General features: G+C 51.2%; 22 protein-coding genes. 20 read left to right on the plus strand and 2 right to left on the minus strand.

What is annotated here, in order from left to right; translation table 11 throughout:
* Positions 1-57: 57 nt before the first annotated feature.
* The gene (locus tag R3196_RS06340; RefSeq protein WP_318935889.1) at positions 58-543 is read right to left on the minus strand and encodes a DUF2165 domain-containing protein; all 486 of its coding nucleotides are present in this window, start codon (positions 541-543) and stop codon (positions 58-60) included.
* A 138-nt stretch (positions 544-681) separates the two neighbouring features.
* Between R3196_RS06340 and rnr the strand changes: the two genes are divergently transcribed.
* The 11 genes from rnr (at position 682) to dnaB (ending at position 9,597) form a co-directional block, all read left to right on the plus strand.
* Entirely contained in the window at positions 682-3,033 is a 2,352-nt protein-coding gene (gene rnr / locus R3196_RS06345; protein WP_318935890.1) for a ribonuclease R, read from the plus strand.
* Positions 3,030-3,794 carry a 23S rRNA (guanosine(2251)-2'-O)-methyltransferase RlmB gene (gene rlmB, locus R3196_RS06350; RefSeq protein WP_318935892.1) on the plus strand — a complete coding sequence of 255 codons (765 nt, stop codon included), beginning with the start codon at positions 3,030-3,032 and terminating at the stop codon, positions 3,792-3,794. Before rnr ends, rlmB begins: the two co-directional genes overlap by 4 nt.
* Positions 3,791-4,270: a hypothetical protein gene (locus R3196_RS06355; protein WP_318935893.1), complete on the plus strand. Its 480-nt coding sequence runs from the start codon at positions 3,791-3,793 to the stop codon at positions 4,268-4,270. The genes rlmB and R3196_RS06355 overlap by 4 nt, the downstream gene beginning before the upstream one ends.
* Positions 4,271-4,414: 144 nt before the next feature.
* Entirely contained in the window at positions 4,415-4,786 is a 372-nt protein-coding gene (gene rpsF / locus R3196_RS06360; RefSeq protein WP_318935894.1) for a 30S ribosomal protein S6, read from the plus strand.
* A gap of 25 nt (positions 4,787-4,811) precedes the next feature.
* Entirely contained in the window at positions 4,812-5,123 is a 312-nt protein-coding gene (priB, locus tag R3196_RS06365; RefSeq protein ID WP_318935896.1) for a primosomal replication protein N, read from the plus strand.
* Positions 5,124-5,133: 10 nt separating this feature from the next.
* Positions 5,134-5,361: a 30S ribosomal protein S18 gene (gene rpsR, locus R3196_RS06370; RefSeq protein ID WP_034776657.1), complete on the plus strand. Its 228-nt coding sequence runs from the start codon at positions 5,134-5,136 to the stop codon at positions 5,359-5,361.
* Between the two features lie 43 nt (positions 5,362-5,404).
* Entirely contained in the window at positions 5,405-5,860 is a 456-nt protein-coding gene (rplI, locus tag R3196_RS06375) for a 50S ribosomal protein L9 (RefSeq protein WP_318935898.1), read from the plus strand.
* Between the two features lie 157 nt (positions 5,861-6,017).
* Positions 6,018-6,581: an RNA polymerase sigma factor gene (locus tag R3196_RS06380; protein WP_318935899.1), complete on the plus strand. Its 564-nt coding sequence runs from the start codon at positions 6,018-6,020 to the stop codon at positions 6,579-6,581.
* Positions 6,568-7,107 (plus strand): hypothetical protein, encoded by a 540-nt coding sequence (locus R3196_RS06385; protein WP_318935900.1) that lies wholly within the window; start codon positions 6,568-6,570, stop codon positions 7,105-7,107. Before R3196_RS06380 ends, R3196_RS06385 begins: the two co-directional genes overlap by 14 nt.
* 11 nt (positions 7,108-7,118) lie before the next feature.
* Entirely contained in the window at positions 7,119-8,069 is a 951-nt protein-coding gene (locus tag R3196_RS06390) for a DUF4097 family beta strand repeat-containing protein (RefSeq protein WP_318935901.1), read from the plus strand.
* Between the two features lie 115 nt (positions 8,070-8,184).
* Positions 8,185-9,597: a replicative DNA helicase gene (gene dnaB / locus R3196_RS06395; protein ID WP_318935902.1), complete on the plus strand. Its 1,413-nt coding sequence runs from the start codon at positions 8,185-8,187 to the stop codon at positions 9,595-9,597.
* 8 nt (positions 9,598-9,605) lie between these two features.
* Here the strand turns inward: dnaB and zur are convergent, their stop codons facing one another.
* Positions 9,606-10,049, minus strand: a complete 444-nt coding sequence (gene zur / locus R3196_RS06400; protein WP_318935904.1) for a zinc uptake transcriptional repressor Zur — start codon at positions 10,047-10,049, stop codon at positions 9,606-9,608.
* 79 nt (positions 10,050-10,128) lie between these two features.
* On the opposite strand from zur, the gene R3196_RS06405 reads away from it, so the two are divergent.
* The 9 genes from R3196_RS06405 (at position 10,129) to rplB (ending at position 17,559) form a co-directional block, all read left to right on the plus strand.
* Positions 10,129-11,619, plus strand: coding sequence for an amidase (locus R3196_RS06405; protein WP_318935906.1), 1,491 nt, complete (start codon positions 10,129-10,131; stop codon positions 11,617-11,619).
* Positions 11,620-11,664: 45 nt separating this feature from the next.
* Positions 11,665-12,690 (plus strand): tRNA dihydrouridine(20/20a) synthase DusA, encoded by a 1,026-nt coding sequence (dusA, locus tag R3196_RS06410; protein WP_318935908.1) that lies wholly within the window; start codon positions 11,665-11,667, stop codon positions 12,688-12,690.
* A gap of 177 nt (positions 12,691-12,867) precedes the next feature.
* The gene (locus R3196_RS06415; RefSeq protein WP_318935909.1) at positions 12,868-13,146 is read left to right on the plus strand and encodes a hypothetical protein; all 279 of its coding nucleotides are present in this window, start codon (positions 12,868-12,870) and stop codon (positions 13,144-13,146) included.
* A 196-nt stretch (positions 13,147-13,342) separates the two neighbouring features.
* Positions 13,343-14,557: a dipeptidase gene (locus R3196_RS06420; RefSeq protein ID WP_413242908.1), complete on the plus strand. Its 1,215-nt coding sequence runs from the start codon at positions 13,343-13,345 to the stop codon at positions 14,555-14,557.
* A 245-nt stretch (positions 14,558-14,802) separates the two neighbouring features.
* The gene (gene rpsJ / locus R3196_RS06425; protein ID WP_034776694.1) at positions 14,803-15,114 is read left to right on the plus strand and encodes a 30S ribosomal protein S10; all 312 of its coding nucleotides are present in this window, start codon (positions 14,803-14,805) and stop codon (positions 15,112-15,114) included.
* A gap of 38 nt (positions 15,115-15,152) precedes the next feature.
* A complete protein-coding gene (rplC, locus tag R3196_RS06430) occupies positions 15,153-15,797 on the plus strand; it encodes a 50S ribosomal protein L3 (RefSeq protein ID WP_318935911.1) in 645 nt (214 codons plus the stop codon).
* An 18-nt stretch (positions 15,798-15,815) separates the two neighbouring features.
* Complete coding sequence (rplD, locus tag R3196_RS06435; RefSeq protein WP_318935913.1) at positions 15,816-16,421, plus strand: 50S ribosomal protein L4; 606 nt, start codon at positions 15,816-15,818, stop codon at positions 16,419-16,421.
* The gene (gene rplW, locus R3196_RS06440) at positions 16,418-16,720 is read left to right on the plus strand and encodes a 50S ribosomal protein L23 (protein ID WP_034776700.1); all 303 of its coding nucleotides are present in this window, start codon (positions 16,418-16,420) and stop codon (positions 16,718-16,720) included. Before rplD ends, rplW begins: the two co-directional genes overlap by 4 nt.
* 14 nt (positions 16,721-16,734) lie before the next feature.
* Entirely contained in the window at positions 16,735-17,559 is an 825-nt protein-coding gene (rplB, locus tag R3196_RS06445; RefSeq protein ID WP_318935916.1) for a 50S ribosomal protein L2, read from the plus strand.
* Positions 17,560-17,572: the final 13 nt, after the last annotated feature.

The following is a 17,572-nucleotide window of genomic DNA, read 5'->3' on the forward strand; positions in this document are numbered from 1 at the left end:
ATTCAAAATCCGCCGCTGGTAACAGCGTGGGGGTTCAAGTCCCCCCTTCGGCACCATTTAATCCCGCATAGCAACAATCAGCATGACCAGTCCGCCGGTTATGGCATAAGCGAAAGCACCGTTAAACGAGTTTCCGCCCACTTGTGTTTGCCACATCTGAAACAGTGCGCCACCGATGACAATGAAGCCGCCAAACCAGACCACCATCGCCATACCCGGGCCGATCAGGGCAAAAGTCTTGGCTTGATTGAATACGTCTGCACTCGCGTTTCTGACCTTCCATAGATCCCATGCACCTTTAAACGAAAAAGCGCCGACCAGAAACTCACCGGTCAGGACGATCAGAAAGGCCGCCGTCACCAGCGCAGGATTGGTAACAGCAGGGAAAATCGCTGTACTGTAAACCTGATGATCCGCCATGCTCAGTACATAGCCAATGGCTCCTACTGCGGCATCCCAGTTAGCAATGTTGCCAGCTACATAGAGCCATCCCTGTAGACCAACAAAAATGACCAGAATAATCTTAATATAACGTACACCCATGACTCGCCCCTTATTTTTGGTTGTTATTTGACCAAGTCATTATAGTGCAGGAATCAAAAAGGCATTAACCCGAATTTCTGTTATTATTAGTGCTAATGAAAACAACACAATGGGGTGTTGTAAAGCCATTGAGGATTTATGACAGAACCGACTAAACCAGACACCAACGAACAGCCTGAATACGAGGTTGAAATTCCATCACGTGAAGAGCTGCTTGAAGCGGTGACCGCTCGCCTGAAGCCCATAACGTTCGAGGAGCTGGTTGAGCGCTTTGATTTGCAGGATGAACGTCAGCTGATTGGTCTGAAACGTCGGCTGCGCGCTATGGAGCGGGATGGTCAACTGATTTATACCAAAGCCAACGCTTATGGCCTGCCTGATCGGATGAACCTGATCAAGGGCCGTATTATTGGCCATCGCGATGGCTTTGGCTTTTGTAAGCCTGAGGAAGATGGTGACGATTTATTCATCCCTCATCACCAGATGTATAGTGTGCTTCATGGTGACCGGGTGTTGGTGCAGGAACATGGCACTGACGCCAAAGGGCGGCGCGAAGGGCGCATCGTCCGGGTTATCGAGCCAAACGAGAGCGACATCGTTGGGCGTTATTTTGTTGATCATGATATTGGTATGGTGGTTCCCGACGACAGCCGCCTGAGCCAGGATATTCTTATTCCGGAAGCCGACAAAGGCGGAGCCCGCCATGGCCAGATCGTCATGGTTCGCATTACCCGCCGGCCCAACCGCCGTACCAGCCCTATCGGTGAAGTGATTGAAGTGCTGGGCGACCACATGGCGCCGGGGATGGAGATCGACATCGCTATCCGTGAACACGACATTCCTACTGAGTGGTCAAAAGCGACGGAACAGGAACTGACCCGTTACAGCGAAGTCGTGCCTGAGGAAGCCTATAAAGGGCGCAAGGATCTACGGGATCTGCCACTTATCACTATTGACGGCGAGGATTCACGGGATTTCGATGACGCGGTTCATGCCGAGCCGGATGGCGATGGCTGGCGGCTCTGGGTCGCGATCGCTGATGTAAGTTATTACGTACGGCCGAATACGGCGCTGGATAAAGACGCGCTGGAGCGGGGTAACTCAGTTTATTTCCCGAATTATGTTGTGCCCATGCTACCGGAGAAACTATCCAACGGTCTGTGCTCGCTGAATCCTGATGTCGACCGCCTCTGTATGGTCGCTGAGATGCACATCTCGGCCAAAGGTAAGCTGGGGAAAGCAAAATTTTATCCGGCAGTAATGAAGTCCCATGCTCGTCTGACCTACACCAAGGTGGCAGCGATTCTGGATGGGGATGCTAAGCTGCGGGAAGACTATTCGCGGGTTCTGACCAATATTGAAAATCTGCACGCGCTGTTCCGGGTACTTAAAAAAGCCCGTAAGCAACGCGCGGCAATTGAATTTGAGACCCTTGAAACCCGGTTTATTTTCAATGCTCAGCGTAAAATTGAGCGGATTGAGCCGGTGCGCCGTAACGTCGCCCATACCATCATTGAAGAATGCATGATTATGGCGAACGTAGCGACGGCCCGCTTTATTGAAGAACACGAAGAAGTCGGCGCCTTATTCCGGGTTCATGAACCGCCTTCTGATGAACGGCGAAAAGCCTTCCGCACCTATTTGGCGGAACTGGGTATTACCATGAAAGGCGGCGAAGAGCCCAGCCCGCAGGATTATGCGGATGTGCTTGAGCAGGCAGCAGATCGGCCTGATGCCGAATTAATTCAGACGATGTTGCTGCGCTCAATGCAGCAGGCTATTTATAGCCCGGATAATGCCGGTCATTTCGGCCTGGCGCTGGATGAGTATGCGCATTTCACATCGCCAATTCGCCGTTATCCTGACTTAATTTTACACCGGGCGATAAAAGCGCTGGTGAAAAAGCAGGAGGGTGACTCCGCAGCATTGGCTGGGGCCTGGACCTATCCGGATGATCAGCTTGATCAGCTGGGTGAACACTGTTCGACCACCGAGCGTCGCGCCGATGACGCCACCCGTCAGGTGGCCGACTGGCTTAAGTGCGAATACATGCAGGATCACGTTGGCAGCGAGTTCACTGGGGTGATTGCTTCGGTCACCAGTTTTGGTCTCTTTGTCCGCATCGACGATATGCAAATTGACGGCCTGGTGCACATCAGCAATCTGGATAATGACTACTACAAATATGACAGTGAGCGTAACTTACTTATCGGCGAAAACAGCCGTCGGGTATACCGGCTGGGTGATAAAGTGAAAGTGAAGGTCCGTTCAGTGAATCTTGACGAACGCAAAATCGATCTGACCCTGCTCGCTGCTGAGAGCCCGTCGGGAAAGGAGCGTCTGGCAGAATCTGACAGCTCAGATAAGGACGGAAAGAAAGGCGCGGGCAAGAAGAAGCGCGGTGATAGTAAAGGGAAACGCGGACCCGCCAAAAAAGGCAGCAAACGCGGTAAAAGTGGCAAGCCAGCAGCGAAGAAAAAGAAAACATGAGTAAGAAAATCAGTATTTTTGGATTGCACTCCGTCCGTGCACTTTTAGAACAGCATCCTGAGCGTCTGGTTGAGGTTTATGCCACGCGCGAGCGCCAGGATGCCGCTTTGCAGGAACTCGTTCAGCAAGCCCAGCGGTTAGGCGTGCGGCCTCAGTTCGTCCCCAAAGCGACGCTGGATAAGCGGGCCGAAGGCGGTAATCACCAGGGCATAGTGGTAACGGCCCTGGAGGCTCCGCAGCTTACAGAGAATGACTTGCCCGGCTTAGTTGAACAGGCAGGTGATCGCACGTTATTCCTGATCCTCGATGGCGTGACAGATCCCCACAACCTCGGTGCCTGCCTGCGAACCGCTGATGCGGCGGGCGTAACTGCAGTGATTGTCCCTAAGGATAAATCAGCCTCAGTAAACCCGACAGTCAGAAAAGTTGCCAGTGGCGCCGCTGAAACAGTCCCGCTGGTACAGGTCACCAACCTGGCGCGGGCGCTGCGTGAACTGCAGGAACTGCATGTGTGGATTATCGGCACTGCCGGTGAGGCGACTAAGACTCTTTATGAAGTTGAATATCGCGGGCCGACTGCAATTGTTATGGGCGCCGAAGGTGACGGTATGAGACGGCTTACCCGCGAAACCTGCGATGAACTGATTAAGATTCCGCTGTCAGGCACAGTCAGTAGTTTAAATGTGTCAGTTGCCACCGGCGTTTGTCTGTATGAGGTTGTGCGGCAGCGTTTAATTTCTCAGCAGGGCGCGCAGCAATGATGATACCCCGACTGGGCGGAATGCGTTGGCGACCAGTCATTTTGGTTCTGGTGATTATGGTGATGCTGGCGCTGGCCTGGTTACCAACCGGCTCATTATTGCCAGAACAGCGCAGCAATAAACCCCAGTTGTACGTTACTTATGCTATTGAGAATGCGGATTCTGAGTTGCTGAACAATCTGCAGTTCGACTTGCAGCAGCGGCTGGAACAACGCCACGAATGGCGCATTATTGAATCAACCGAACCCTATATCTGGCGGTTGAATATTACTTTTAGCCGTCCTGACCAGCTGGTTATCCATGGTGAGCTCACAGCGCCGCTGATGGAGACCATCGCTGATACCGATACCCGTACTGTACAGCGCTTTAAAGTGCAGGGTCCGGCCGAAGCTTCGGGGGCTTTACCGGCACAATTCGTGAAAGTATTGATCGATTTGGTCGAGTCCGGTGAAGCCGCTGCAGCACAAAAGCAGTGATTTTGGCTTGTGATTACGGCCTGATTCGGTTACACTCCCGCCGCTTAAATCAGTCTGAAGTTTTTTAACTAAAAACCAAAAGCGTTCCTTGCTGCTGAGGGTGTGACTGAGCCGGACAGTAGCTATGAACCATAAGGAGCAGAAATGCGTCATTATGAAATCGTATTCATGGTCCATCCGGACCAGAGCGAGCAAGTCCCGGGTATGATCGAGCGTTACAGCGAAACGATCAAACAGGGTGAAGGTACTATTCATCGTCTGGAAGACTGGGGCCGTCGTCAACTGGCTTACCCAATCAACAAGTTGCACAAAGCACACTACGTATTGATGAATATCGAAGCGTCTGCCGAAGTTGTCGAAGAGCTGGAAACTGCTTTCCGTTACAACGATGCTGTTCTGCGCAACATGATTATGCGTACGAAAGAAGCGATCACTGAAGCCTCGGTATTTACCAAGAAAGAAGAGCGCAAAGGCGATAGCCGTCACGAAGAACAAGACGACAGCGACGCGGCGTAAGCCAGCGACGTAACGTCTATCCGTTGTGGAAACGCTGCAGAATCAATTTGTTATTAGCGGTCAGCTTACTAAGCCGCCGCAATTGACTCGCAGTCCGGCTGGCATCAGCCACCTGAGATTTGTTCTCGAACATGTTTCGGAGCAGCTCGAAGCCGGATTACCACGCCGCAGTTATGTTCGCATACAGGTGGTATTAAGTGGTAACGAAGCACCGCATTGGGCAACTGAATTAGCCGTTGGAAGTGCAGTACAGGTAACCGGATTTTTGAACCGTCAGGAAGATAAAAACGGTTTAGCTAAACTGGTACTACATGCCCAGCAACTTGTGAAGATTTGAGGAGACCATCATGGCTCGTTTTTTCCGTCGCCGTAAATTCTGCCGGTTTAAAGCAGAAGGCGTAAAAGAAATTGATTATAAAGATATCGCTTGCCTGAAGAACTACATTACTGAGAGTGGCAAGATCGTTCCTAGCCGTATTACCGGTACTTCAGCGAAGTATCAGCGGCAATTGGCGCGGGCTATCAAGCGTGCCCGTTATTTGTCACTGCTGCCTTATACTGATTCACATCAGTAAGCCAGCGTTGCGAACGATTTTAAGAAATCAGAGGTAGCGAACAATGGAAATTATTCTGTTAGACAAAGTCGCCAACTTAGGCGGCCTGGGTGACCAGGTTGCAGTAAAGTCTGGCTACGCACGTAACTTTTTGTTCCCGCAAGGTAAAGCAGTTCCTGCAACCGAAGTGAACAAGCAGAAGTTTGAAGAGCGTCGCGCTGAATTAGAAGCGAAAATTGCTGGTGATCTGGCTGCTGCTAAAGACCGTGCTGCGAAAGTTGAAGCCTTAAGTGCTATCGTAATCAGCTCTAAAGCTGGTGACGAAGGTAAACTGTTCGGCTCTATTGGTACTCGCGACATCGCTGAAGCAGTTTCTGCTGCTGGTGTTGAAGTAACTAAGAGCGAAGTTATCATGCCGCATGGCACGTTACGCGAAGTTGGTGAATACGAAATCGAACTGCATTTGCACGCCGATGTATTCGCGACAATTACAGTTAAAGTGGTTGCTGCGCAAGACTAAGCGACAGGCTTTAGTATCTGTTATAGAAAAAGCTGCCTCCGGGCAGCTTTTTTTTTGCGTTAAATTTAGCCTCGATGTAAACCTTTGGGTATTCAGTTTAGTCTTATACTGCAACCACATGATTTAAGCTGTATCTGACTATTTATAAGGACATCCAGTGACAGCAGCGATTCTAACATCAGCGGCGTTTGAAGATCCGGACCAGGTATTGGTCCGGCAGGCCGCTGCCGGCGACGTGAAAGCTTTCCAGCGTTTGTTCGAGCAACATCATCGACGGGTATATGGATTGGTCCTGCGCCTGGCCGGCGATGTCGATACCGCGCAGGATCTTACCCAGGACGTGTTTATCCAGCTTTGGAATAACTTGCGCAGCTTTCGCGGTGAAAGCAAGTTCAGTACCTGGCTGCACACGGTTGCAACGCGGGTAGCTATCACCGAGTTACGGAAGCACCGGCGCTGGTTCAGGGCTTTGAGCTTCAGCGATGACGATGGTTATCAGCAGAGTCTGGTGCATGAAGATAGCGCTGATTTAGGTGAACTGGATAGCCTTATCCGGCGCCTGCCGCCGCAGACGCGCTGGGTGTTTGTTTTGCACTGTCTGGAAGGCATGCGGCATGAGGATATTGCCAGAGAATTGGGAATTGCAGTAGGTACCAGTAAGGCCCAGGTACATCGGGCCAGAAGTTTACTTGAGGGGTGGCTAAGCCATGACAGCGAATAAGACCGAAGTAGCTAAAAAGCTCGACGCACTGATTGCCGATACGGTGCAACAGGACGCCGAAAAGACGCCACCAAAAGACCTGTGGCGCGGTATTGAACACAGCCTGACCCGGCAGCAGCAACGACCCGCCAGCTGGTTTAACTGGGCCTGGGCAAGCGCTGCCAGTATGGTGGTAGCGGTAGGCGTGATGACTGCTATCCAGGTCGCCCCGCAGCAGCCCGGTGAACTGGTGGCAGGTCAACAGCCCCAGCAGATGTATCAGTTGGTTACCGCACTCAACGCGCATCAACAGCAGCAGCGTGAATTGATGCTGGCGAGTTATGAACAGGCGGGCTTAACCCGTGAGCTTGATCAGCTTGAACCTGAACTGCTCGAGTTACGTGAAGCCTCGCGGCAGATTACCGAACAACTGCGACAGGATCCGAACAACCAGGCGCTGTGGGATTTATTGCAGTGGGTGCATCAGCAAGAACTTGATTTAATCCGAACCAGTTATGAAACGACACCAAAATGGCAACAAGCCTGAAGGAGTAAGATATGAATATGGCAAACATTAAACTATTGGGGCTGACCCTGGCTTTGCTGCCAGCCTTAGCGTTCGCCCAGGGCCGCGACATTAATGAGAAGATGACGATCAATGCCGATACCCGGGTGGTTATTGATAACATGCGGGGCAGCGTTGAAGTGAGCGGCTGGAGTGAAAATCAGGCCACGGTAACAGGCACACTGGATAAGTATGCCGAGGACTTCATCTTTTCATTGAGCGGTGACACCCTGACAATCAAAGTGAAGATGCCCAAGCGCGGGAGTTATGACGACGATGATGGCTCTGATCTGAAGATCCGGTTACCACGGGGGGTAGCACTTGATGTAAAAGGTGTATCCAGTGATTTCACCGTTAAGCAGTTTGAAGGCGGTGCCAAAGTGCGGTCGGTCAGCGGTGATCTGGATGTCCGCAAGGTCGCTGGCGGCGTTATCCTGAACTCAGTAAGTGGTGATATATTCAGCCGCGAATTGGGCGGCAGCATTGAGCTAAAGACGGTTAGCGGCGATATCGACGATGCTGATGCGGCCAGTGACGAAATTAGCTATCAGGCTGTGAGCGGTGACATCAAAGGATTCTCAAAAGCGACCCGCGTGCAGGCCGAGACGGTATCAGGTGATTTAACTCTGAATGTTAAGCAGGTTGAAAACCTGAAGGTTAATACCGTCAGCGGCGATTTGGAAACCCGGTTAGAGTTACTGCCGCGCGGGCAGGTCCGGGCCAGCTCGGTCAGTGGCGAAATCAGCTTAATTTTCGGCGGTGCACTGAATTTTGAAGTTGACGCCGAAGCCAACGCTGGCGGCGGCATCCACAACCGGTTGACTGATGACAAACCTCAGCGGCCACGTTTCGGCCCGGGTGAAAGTCTTAATTTTCAGGTTGGTGACGGCAATGGGTCGGTCCGCCTGACCACCGTCAGCGGCGATATTAACTTACGAAATTAAATCTATTAAATCAGTCGTTTAAGCGGAACACCCTGGTGTTCCGCTTCCCTCGCGCGACAACCTTTTGTATAGTCTCTGCAGCGAACAGATAATTTACCCCAAATTTGAGATTTAAATGCCTGCAAACCGCCCGGAAAAGCAAGTGCGCCGAGACGCAAAACTTGACGCAATTAAGACTCCCCCACACTCGATTGAAGCCGAACAGTCGGTGCTGGGCGGTCTGATGCTTGATAACCAGGCGTGGGATACCATTGCTGGCGAATTAATCGGTGATGATTTTTATCACCGCGGGCACCGGCTGATTTTTCAGGCCATGCATCACCTGTCAGAGCGTAACCTACCGATCGATCTCGTGACAGTTTCAGAGACCCTTGAAACCACAGGCGAGCTGCAGGACGTTGGTGGCTTTGCGTACCTTGGGGAAATTGCCAAGAATACCCCGAGCGCGGCTAACATCCGCGCTTATGCGCAAATCGTGCGCGAGCGGGCGGTGGTGCGTGAGATGATAGCTGTGGCCAACGAAATAGCCGAGTCGGGATTTGACACTCAGAACCGGACCAGCTCTGAGCTGCTGGATCTGGCCGAGAGTAAAGTGTTTAAAATTGCCGAAAAACGTACTAATGAGAATGAAGGTCCGCAGTCGATAGCGCCAATACTGCAACGCACGGTAGACCGTATTGATCAACTCAGTCGCAGCAAAAATCCAAACGGCATTACCGGTATTTCCAGTGGTTTTTACGATTTAGATCGGATGACGTCCGGCCTGCAACCGGCGGACCTAATTATTGTGGCGGCCCGACCCTCTATGGGTAAAACCACTTTTGCGATGAATTTGTGTGAAAACGTCGCGTTAAAGAATGATAAACCGGTACTGGTATTCAGCCTTGAGATGCCATCTGAGCAGATCATGATGCGGATGCTGGCGTCGCTGAGCCATGTCGATCAGACCCGTATCCGTAACGGCCAACTAAAAGATGAAGACTGGACGCGCATCGCTTCCACCATCAACATCTTGAAAGAGCGAAACAATATATTTATTGATGACTCGTCGGGACTGACGCCGACGGAAGTTCGCTCGCGGGCACGCCGGGTATTTCGTGAAGCCGGTGGACTATCGATGATCATGGTGGATTATCTGCAGTTAATGACAGTACCCGGTAATAATGAAAACCGGACTCTGGAAATTGCTGAAATTTCGCGCTCGCTGAAGTCGCTGGCAAAAGAGCTTAGTATTCCGGTGGTCGCACTCTCTCAGCTTAACCGCTCTCTTGAGCAACGCTCAAATCGCCGGCCGATTAATTCGGATCTACGGGAGTCAGGCTCGATCGAGCAGGACGCCGATGTCATCATGTTTATTTACCGGGATGAAGTGTACAATCCTGAAACCGACGAGCAGGGCGTCGCTGAAGTGATTATAGGTAAACAGCGGAATGGTCCGATAGGCACAGTAAAACTTAAATTCCAGGGCAGCCTGTCACGCTTTGACAACCTCGCCCTCAGCGAACCGGACGGACACTCCGGCTACTAAAGCGCGATTCAGATATCACACTGCTGACACAAGCCATGTGCTTCTATGGTCTGGCTGGCAACTTTAAAACCCTGTTCTTCAGCCTGCTTACGCAGCGCATCATAAACGCCATCAGACTGTATTTCCTGCACGGATCCACAGGCTTCGCAAATCAGCATTTGTACGGGATGCTGATGGTCAAAATGGCTACACAACACATAGCTGTTGGACGAGCTGATCTTGTGGACAAAGCCCTGTTCCTGCAGAAAGTCGAGTGCCCGGTAGATAGTGGGTGGCTTCGCATTGGGTACAGCCGACTTAAGTTTATCGAGCAAGTCATAAGCGCCAATAGCGCCAGTCTCCGCTGCCAGGATCTCAAACACTTCACGGCGGGCAGGAGTAAGCCGTGCGCCACGGTGCTCACAGAGTTTTTCGGCCTTAGCGACCAGTCGTTTGGTTTCTTTTTGATTCATGCCGCTAGTTTACCACGGCCTTTAAAAATCGGATAGGCTGCTATAATAGCTTTAACGTTAAGCAGTTAGGGACGCACTGATGGATTTTTTTGAGGCTGATGTGGACCAGCTTCAGCAAGCTATGGCTAAGGGTGATCTTAGTGCAGCTGATTTAACCTGGTACTACTTGCAGCAGATCGCACAGCATAACTACAGCAATACTAACCTGCATGCTTTTATTACGGTGCAGGACGCGGATTTGTTGATGGAGCAGGCCCACCAGCTCGATCGCGAACGGCAGCAGGGAAAAATTCGTTCTTGTCTGCACGGTATCCCGGTTGCCATCAAAGACAATATCGATACGGGTGACGGTATGCCGACGACTACCGGATCCTGGTTGCTGCGTGAGCATCGCGCTCCGGATGATGCTCATGTGGTAAAACAGCTGCGCCAGGCCGGCGCTATTGTCCTCGGGAAGACCAATCTCAGCGAATGGGCGAACTTCCGCTCTACGGCTTCGAGTTCGGGTTGGAGCAGCCTCGGTGGCCAGACCCGAAATCCCTATGACACCACGCGTTCGACTTGTGGTTCCAGTTCCGGCTCAGCTGTTGCAGTAAGCGCTAATCTGGTCGCGCTGGCCATTGGTACTGAAACCGACGGTTCCCTGACGATGCCCGCGTCAACTACCGGTATTGTGGCAATTAAGCCCACCCGCGGGCTTATCAGCCGCGACGGTATCATTCCTATTGCCCGCAGTCAGGATACTGCGGGGCCGCTGGCGCGGACAGTGCGAGATGCCGTCTATATGCTGCAAGTGATGGCGGATAACGATGGGCGGGACGACGACAGTTACAGTGATAAGCGGGACTTTACCGACTATCTGGACGAGCAGGGGCTGGTGGGAAAACGCATCGGTGTAGTGCGCGAGCTTACCGGCTATCATGCCGCCGTAGATGGTATTTTCGATCAGCAGTTGCCGCTACTCGAGCAAGCTGGCGCAACAGTAGTTGACGGGTTACGCTTTCCCGCTGACGCAAACTGGGCGCGTGACGAATTTGAGTTACTGCTGCACGAGTTTAAGCAGGACATTGCTTACTATTTAGCGCAGACCTCAGATACGGGATTTAACTCTCTGGAGGATCTTATCGTTGCCAATTCTAAATACGCTGACACCATTTTGCCCTGGTTTGGTCAGGAAATGTTTTTACTGGCTGAGGCGCGCAACGACGAATTGCAGAAACAGTATGAAGCAGCTGTGCGGCGGGCTAAGCAGGCCGCCGGCCCGGATACTATTGACGCGTTACTGAAAGAACATAACCTGGACCTGTTGATAGCACCGACCTCAGGGCCAGCGTGGAAAATTGATCTGATCAACGGGGATAATTTGCTCGGCAGCGCTAGCAGTGCCCCAGCGGTGGCCGGTTATCCGCATATTACAGTACCTATGGGGTTCGTTCATCAGTTGCCCGTTGGCCTTAGTTTTATTGGCACAGCTCGTTCAGAAGAAAAGCTCATTGCTGCTGCTTATGCTTATGAGCAACTTAGTAAAGCCCGGCGCGCGCCGGGGCAGAACTTGCAAAACCGGGCCTGATGAGTAGACTATGGCGTCCTTTTTTAACCGGTGAACGACGATTTTATGAACAGAGCAAAGCTGTCCTCTCCTTATCTGGCCGTGGCTCCCATGCTGGACTGGACCGATCGTCATTGTCGGTATTTTCATCGGTTATTTACTAAAAAAACCGCGCTTTACACTGAAATGGTAACAACGGGCGCACTTATTCACGGCAAACAGGACTTTATCCAGTATCATCCTGCAGAACAGCCTGTGGTCTTACAACTGGGAGGCAGCGATCCTGCAGCTATGGCCGAGTGCACTGCCAGGGCCGCTGAACGGGGTTATCAGGAAGTTAATATTAATGTGGGCTGTCCGTCGGATCGGGTGCAGAACGGTAGCTTTGGGGCCTGCCTGATGGCGACCCCGGAAACCGTTGCTGAATGTGTTGCTGCTATGCGCGCAGCTGCTCCTGTCCGGATTTCGGTTAAGACCCGTCTCGGTATTGATGAGCACGACAGTGATAGCTTTTTACAAGGCTTTATTGAAACAGTCGCTGCTGCAGGCTGTGAACATTTTACTTTGCATGCCCGCACGGCCTGGCTGAAAGGCCTGAGCCCGAAGCAGAACCGCGAAATACCACCGCTGAATTACGAGCGAGTCTACCGCATGAAAGATCGTTATCCGCAGTTACATGTTACGGTTAACGGCGGCATCACTAGTGTCAGCGACATCGCCCAGCATTTGCAGCATGTTGATGGGGTCATGATTGGCCGTGAAGCCTACCAGAACCCGGCGTTTCTGAGCCAGTTTGACCCGTTTTTCGAAGGCGAAAGTGGTACAATAACCGACGAAGAAGCGGTGCGACTGATGATTCCCTATATCAACCAGCACGTTGCTGCAGGGGGTCGTTGCTGGCATGTAGTGCGCCATATGCTCGGTTTGTTCCAGGGTGCGCCCGGAGCTAAGCGTTGGCGCCAGGTGCTTAGTCAGCGCGGGCCTTCGGCAACAGACGCCAGCGAACTACTGGAGCAGGCTTTAGCTGAAATCAGCATTGCTCGTAGTAAATATGCCGAAAATGTAGCCAATTTCACCACTCCAACTTCATAAACCATCCCGGCGCCGACGATGCGCACACGACCAGGCATTTAACCCCGACTTTTTGGTAAATAAATTATTTTTAAATTCAACGTTTTGCGGAAATACATGTAAAACTGGCACAACCTTCGCATAACTCCTGTCGACTTAACTGGTAATTCATTACCCAACTAAAACAGGAGCCTTACCATGAACACTAAACTTGCCACAATTTTTGTTGCTGCTGCATTGACTCTGAGTAGTAACGTTGCCCGCGCTGATGCCGGCGACAGCAGTCAAACCCTTAACTATCTGAGCGAAGCGCTAACGCAGCAAGTTGACTCAGTGACTACTGAACTGGCAAATGCGACGCGCTATGCCTTACAGCAGACCCTGACTGAACTCAAACTGGCGTTCAGCTCGGCAGAAGCCAGCGTCGAAGTTGCTTCAGTAGATACCAAGACCTTAGCGACTGACAACAAGGAATAAGTTGATGCTGCTGAACCCCTTGATGTACACGCTAATCATGATAGCGCCCGTACTTGGGACCCTGGTCGCTGGTACGGTCGTTGTCGTTTCCACTGCGATGAGCGGCAGGAAATCCGGATGACCCGCTGAAGCAGTTATGATAGGCTGCACTTCGTCTGAAGCTCGTTTAGAGTTGTCAATTAAAAGAGGAAGTTGCATCGTGAATAAGCAGGTATTGCTGGGTTTGGTCGGCGCCATAAGCCTGACTTCTGCAGCTATTGCAGATGAACAAAAACCGCCGTATCCGGCGAGTGAGAAAGCGCATGAACTGGCGCAGAAACATCTTATTATTGATACCCATATCGACGTTCCCTACCGTCTGAAGAAAGATTGGGAAGACGTTACCGTAGCAACTGAACGTGGTGATTTTGATTATCCCCGTGCTAAAGCGGGCGGACTCAACGTTCCTTTCATGTCGATCTATATCCCCGCTAATCTTGAGCAAACGCCTGGCGCCAGCTATCAGCTTGCCCATGAGCTCATCGATAGCATGGAAGCCCTGGCCTGGCGTGCACCGGATAAGTTTGCCATGGCCTATAGCGTCGATGACGTGATGACCCAGTATGAAAAAGGCCTGATCTCTATCGCTATGGGTATGGAAAACGGCTCACCTATTGAAGGTGATCTGGATAACCTGACCAAATTTTATAACCGCGGCATCCGCTACATTACTCTCGCCCATTCTGAATCGAACCACATTGCTGACTCGTCATACGACATTCGTAAACAGTGGAATGGTTTGAGCCCGTTCGGTAAAGAACTGGTGGTGGCAATGAATAATATCGGCGTGATGGTGGATATTTCCCACGTTTCTGATGAAGCTTTCTGGCAGACGCTGGAAGTAACTAAAGTACCGGTAATCGCATCACATTCATCACTGCGCCAATATACACCTGGTTTTGAGCGTAATATGAGTGATGAGATGATCAAAGGCCTGGCCAAAAACGGCGGCGTGATCATGATTAACTTTGGTTCATCGTTCGTAACCCAGCAAGCTAACCGGTACAACGCCATGATTGCGAAGCAGGCGGAGAAGATTCGTGAAGAGCTCGGCGCTGATTCAGAAGAAGCAAAAGCCCGTATTGCGACTCTTCGTGCGAGCAACCCTTACCCATTCGCGACTTTGGAGCAGGTACTTGACCACATCGACCACGTCGTCGATCTGGTGGGTATCGATTATGTTGGTATAGGCTCCGACTATGATGGCGTAGGCGACTCGTTGCCGGTTGGTCTGAAAGACGTTTCGACCTATCCGAACCTGATTCAGGGACTGCTGGATCGTGGTTACAACGAAGCTGAGATCGAACAGATTCTGTATCAGAACCTGATACGGGTTTGGCGTGCTACTGAAAACTACGCAGCTAACCATTAACCCGCGTTTTATCCCACCGAAACCGTTGACAAGTGGCCGCGAAAGCGTATAATTCGCGGCCACAATTGTTGAACTTCCCTGTTTTTTAAACACAGTTCTGACAGTTGGTAGTTGGTTGCCACAGCAGTCCCGATAGGGGATTGAATGGATTTTCGTTGAAAATACCTCGCCCGGTATGTGCCAGGGTGTAGGTTTTTTTCTGTGCTCTTTTTTAAATGCTCTTTATTTTGAGGCTTTGATTTTTTATGGCTAATCAAAGAATTCGGATTCGATTGAAAGCGTTCGATCACCGTCTGATTGACCAGTCAACTGCAGAGATCGTAGAGACTGCAAAGCGCACTGGTGCTCAGGTACGTGGTCCAATCCCACTGCCTACGCGCAAAGAACGTTTCACTGTGCTGATTTCTCCGCACGCAAACAAAGACGCGCGTGACCAGTACGAAATCCGTACCCACAAACGTCTGATCGACATCATGGACCCAACTGACAAGACCGTAGACGCGTTAATGCGTTTGGATCTGGCAGCTGGTGTTGATGTACAGATCAGCCTGGGTTAAGCGGGCAGTAATAGGATTACACACGAGAGGTTTTAACAATGGCTATTGGTCTAGTCGGTCGTAAAGTAGGAATGACGCGTGTCTTCCAGGAAGACGGCGCTTCTGTACCTGTTACTGTGATTGAAGTGAATGCAAACCGTGTGACTCAGATTAAAACTGAGGAAACAGACGGGTATCGCGCGCTTCAAGTAACAGCAGGCGAGAAAAAAGCTAACCGCGTTACTAAACCACTTGCTGGTCACTATGCGAAAGCTGGTGTAGAAGCAGGTCGGGGACTCTGGGAGTTTCGCCTGGAGAACGGTGAAGGTGAAGATTATTCAGTTGGTTCTGAAATCACTGTAGAAATCTTCGCAGACACCAAAAAAGTAGACGTTACCGGCACTTCGAAAGGTAAAGGTTTTCAAGGTGCTATCAAGCGCTGGAATTTCCGTACTCAGGACGCTACCCATGGTAACTCGCTGTCGCATCGTGCGCCGGGTTCTATCGGTCAGAACCAGTCTCCGGGTCGGGTTTTCAAGGGCAAAAAGATGGCAGGTCAGATGGGTAACAAGCAGATTACCGTGCAAACTTTAGAGGTAGTACGTGTAGACGCAGAGCGTGGCTTGTTGCTGATTCGTGGCGCTGTCCCTGGTGCTATTGGCGGCGATGTCATCATCAAGCCAGCAGTCAAGGCAAAGGCGTAACGTCTGAGGAGAATGGTGATGGAATTAACATTTAAAGACGCAACAGGCGCTCTTGAGGTTTCCGAAGCTACCTTTGGACGTGAGTTCAATGAAGCCTTGGTTCATCAGGTAGTAGTCGCTTATGCAGCAGGCGCCCGTCAGGGTAGCCGTGCACAGAAAACGCGTTCTGAAGTATCTGGCGGCGGCAAAAAGCCGTGGCGCCAAAAGGGTACTGGTCGTGCCCGTGCTGGTACGATTCGTAGCCCAATCTGGCGTAGTGGTGGTGTAACTTTCGCAGCGAAACCACAGAGCCACGCACAGAAAGTAAACAAGAAAATGTATCGGGGTGCTCTGAAGAGCATTCTGTCAGAATTGGTTCGTCAGGACCGTCTGATCGTAGTCGAGAGCTTCGGTGTTGATTCACCTAAGACGAAAGAATTGGCCAGCAAACTGAAGTCTATGGATCTGAACGACGTTCTGATCGTGACTAAAGATGTTGATGAGAACCTGTTCCTGTCTGCGCGTAACCTGCATAAGGTTGATGTGCGGGACGTACAGGGTATCGACCCGGTTAGTCTGATTGCTTTTGACAAGGTTCTGATGACTGCTGAAGCAGTGAAGCAACTTGAGGAGGTATTGTCATGATGCGCGAAGAACGTTTGCTCCAAGTGATTCTTGCCCCTCACGTTTCTGAAAAGTCGACTATGACTGCAGAAAACATGAACACGGTTGTGTTCAAAGTTGCAACGAATGCCAAGAAATCTGAAATTAAAGCAGCTGTTGAAAAGCTGTTTGAAGTTGAAGTTGAAGGCGTTCGCACTGTAAACGTAAAAGGCAAAACCAAACGTACCGGCCAGCGCTTCGGTAAGCGCAGCGACTGGAAAAAAGCGTATGTCACCCTGAAAGAAGGTGCGGACATCGACTTCGTCGGCGGCGCTGAGTAACAGGAGGAATTCACATGGCATTAGTTAAGTGTAAGCCTACGTCTCCAGGTCGTCGCCACTTAGTGAAAGTGGTCAACGAAGATCTGTATAAAGGCAAGCCTTATGCCCCGTTGCTGGATAAAAACAGCAAGAACGGTGGTCGTAACAATAACGGTCGCATTACTGTGCGTCATATCGGCGGTGGTCATAAGCATCACTACCGGATGATTGACTTTAAACGTGACAAAGACAATATCCCGGCAAAAGTTGAGCGTCTGGAATATGATCCAAACCGTTCAGCAAACATCGCTCTGGTTCTGTATGCAGACGGCGAGCGCCGCTACATTCTTGCCCCTAAAGGCATGAAAGCCGGTGATAAAATCCAATCAGGTTCAGAAGCACCAATCAAAGCAGGTAACTGCTTACCACTGCGCAATATCCCAGTGGGTGCAACTGTTCACGCGATTGAAATGAAACCTGGCAAAGGTGCCCAGCTGGCTCGTTCAGCCGGTGCTTATGCTCAGATCCTGGCACGCGATGGCGCGTACGTAACTGTACGTCTGCGTTCTGGTGAAGTTCGTCGGGTTCAATCCGAAGGTCGTGCAACCATCGGTGAAGTAGGCAACGCAGAACACATGCTGCGTCAACTGGGTAAAGCTGGTGCAGTGCGCTGGCGTGGCGTTCGCCCAACCGTTCGCGGTGTGGCAATGAACCCGGTTGATCACCCACATGGTGGTGGTGAAGGTCGTACTTCAGGTGGTCGTCATCCGGTTACTCCTTGGGGTACACCGACTAAGGGTTATAAGACCCGTAAGAACAAGCGTACCGATAAATTCATCGTACGTCGTCGCAACAAATAAGAGTTGAGGATTA

It is taken from the genome of Pseudidiomarina sp. (assembly GCF_033722695.1).
Classification (GTDB): Bacteria; Pseudomonadota; Gammaproteobacteria; order Enterobacterales; family Alteromonadaceae; genus Pseudidiomarina.

What these genes read in the sequence shown, in the direction of transcription:
- R3196_RS06340 (WP_318935889.1), bottom strand. Translation starts at nt 543, where the DNA reads ATGGGTGTACGTTATATTAAGATTATTCTGGTCATTTTTGTTGGTCTA.
- rnr (WP_318935890.1), top strand. Translation starts at nt 682, where the DNA reads ATGACAGAACCGACTAAACCAGACACCAACGAACAGCCTGAATACGAG.
- rlmB (WP_318935892.1), top strand. Translation starts at nt 3,030, where the DNA reads ATGAGTAAGAAAATCAGTATTTTTGGATTGCACTCCGTCCGTGCACTT.
- R3196_RS06355 (WP_318935893.1), top strand. Translation starts at nt 3,791, where the DNA reads ATGATGATACCCCGACTGGGCGGAATGCGTTGGCGACCAGTCATTTTG.
- rpsF (WP_318935894.1), top strand. Translation starts at nt 4,415, where the DNA reads ATGCGTCATTATGAAATCGTATTCATGGTCCATCCGGACCAGAGCGAG.
- rpsR (WP_034776657.1), top strand. Translation starts at nt 5,134, where the DNA reads ATGGCTCGTTTTTTCCGTCGCCGTAAATTCTGCCGGTTTAAAGCAGAA.
- rplI (WP_318935898.1), top strand. Translation starts at nt 5,405, where the DNA reads ATGGAAATTATTCTGTTAGACAAAGTCGCCAACTTAGGCGGCCTGGGT.
- R3196_RS06385 (WP_318935900.1), top strand. Translation starts at nt 6,568, where the DNA reads ATGACAGCGAATAAGACCGAAGTAGCTAAAAAGCTCGACGCACTGATT.
- R3196_RS06390 (WP_318935901.1), top strand. Translation starts at nt 7,119, where the DNA reads ATGAATATGGCAAACATTAAACTATTGGGGCTGACCCTGGCTTTGCTG.
- dnaB (WP_318935902.1), top strand. Translation starts at nt 8,185, where the DNA reads ATGCCTGCAAACCGCCCGGAAAAGCAAGTGCGCCGAGACGCAAAACTT.
- zur (WP_318935904.1), bottom strand. Translation starts at nt 10,049, where the DNA reads ATGAATCAAAAAGAAACCAAACGACTGGTCGCTAAGGCCGAAAAACTC.
- R3196_RS06405 (WP_318935906.1), top strand. Translation starts at nt 10,129, where the DNA reads ATGGATTTTTTTGAGGCTGATGTGGACCAGCTTCAGCAAGCTATGGCT.
- dusA (WP_318935908.1), top strand. Translation starts at nt 11,665, where the DNA reads ATGAACAGAGCAAAGCTGTCCTCTCCTTATCTGGCCGTGGCTCCCATG.
- R3196_RS06415 (WP_318935909.1), top strand. Translation starts at nt 12,868, where the DNA reads ATGAACACTAAACTTGCCACAATTTTTGTTGCTGCTGCATTGACTCTG.
- rpsJ (WP_034776694.1), top strand. Translation starts at nt 14,803, where the DNA reads ATGGCTAATCAAAGAATTCGGATTCGATTGAAAGCGTTCGATCACCGT.
- rplC (WP_318935911.1), top strand. Translation starts at nt 15,153, where the DNA reads ATGGCTATTGGTCTAGTCGGTCGTAAAGTAGGAATGACGCGTGTCTTC.
- rplD (WP_318935913.1), top strand. Translation starts at nt 15,816, where the DNA reads ATGGAATTAACATTTAAAGACGCAACAGGCGCTCTTGAGGTTTCCGAA.
- rplW (WP_034776700.1), top strand. Translation starts at nt 16,418, where the DNA reads ATGATGCGCGAAGAACGTTTGCTCCAAGTGATTCTTGCCCCTCACGTT.
- rplB (WP_318935916.1), top strand. Translation starts at nt 16,735, where the DNA reads ATGGCATTAGTTAAGTGTAAGCCTACGTCTCCAGGTCGTCGCCACTTA.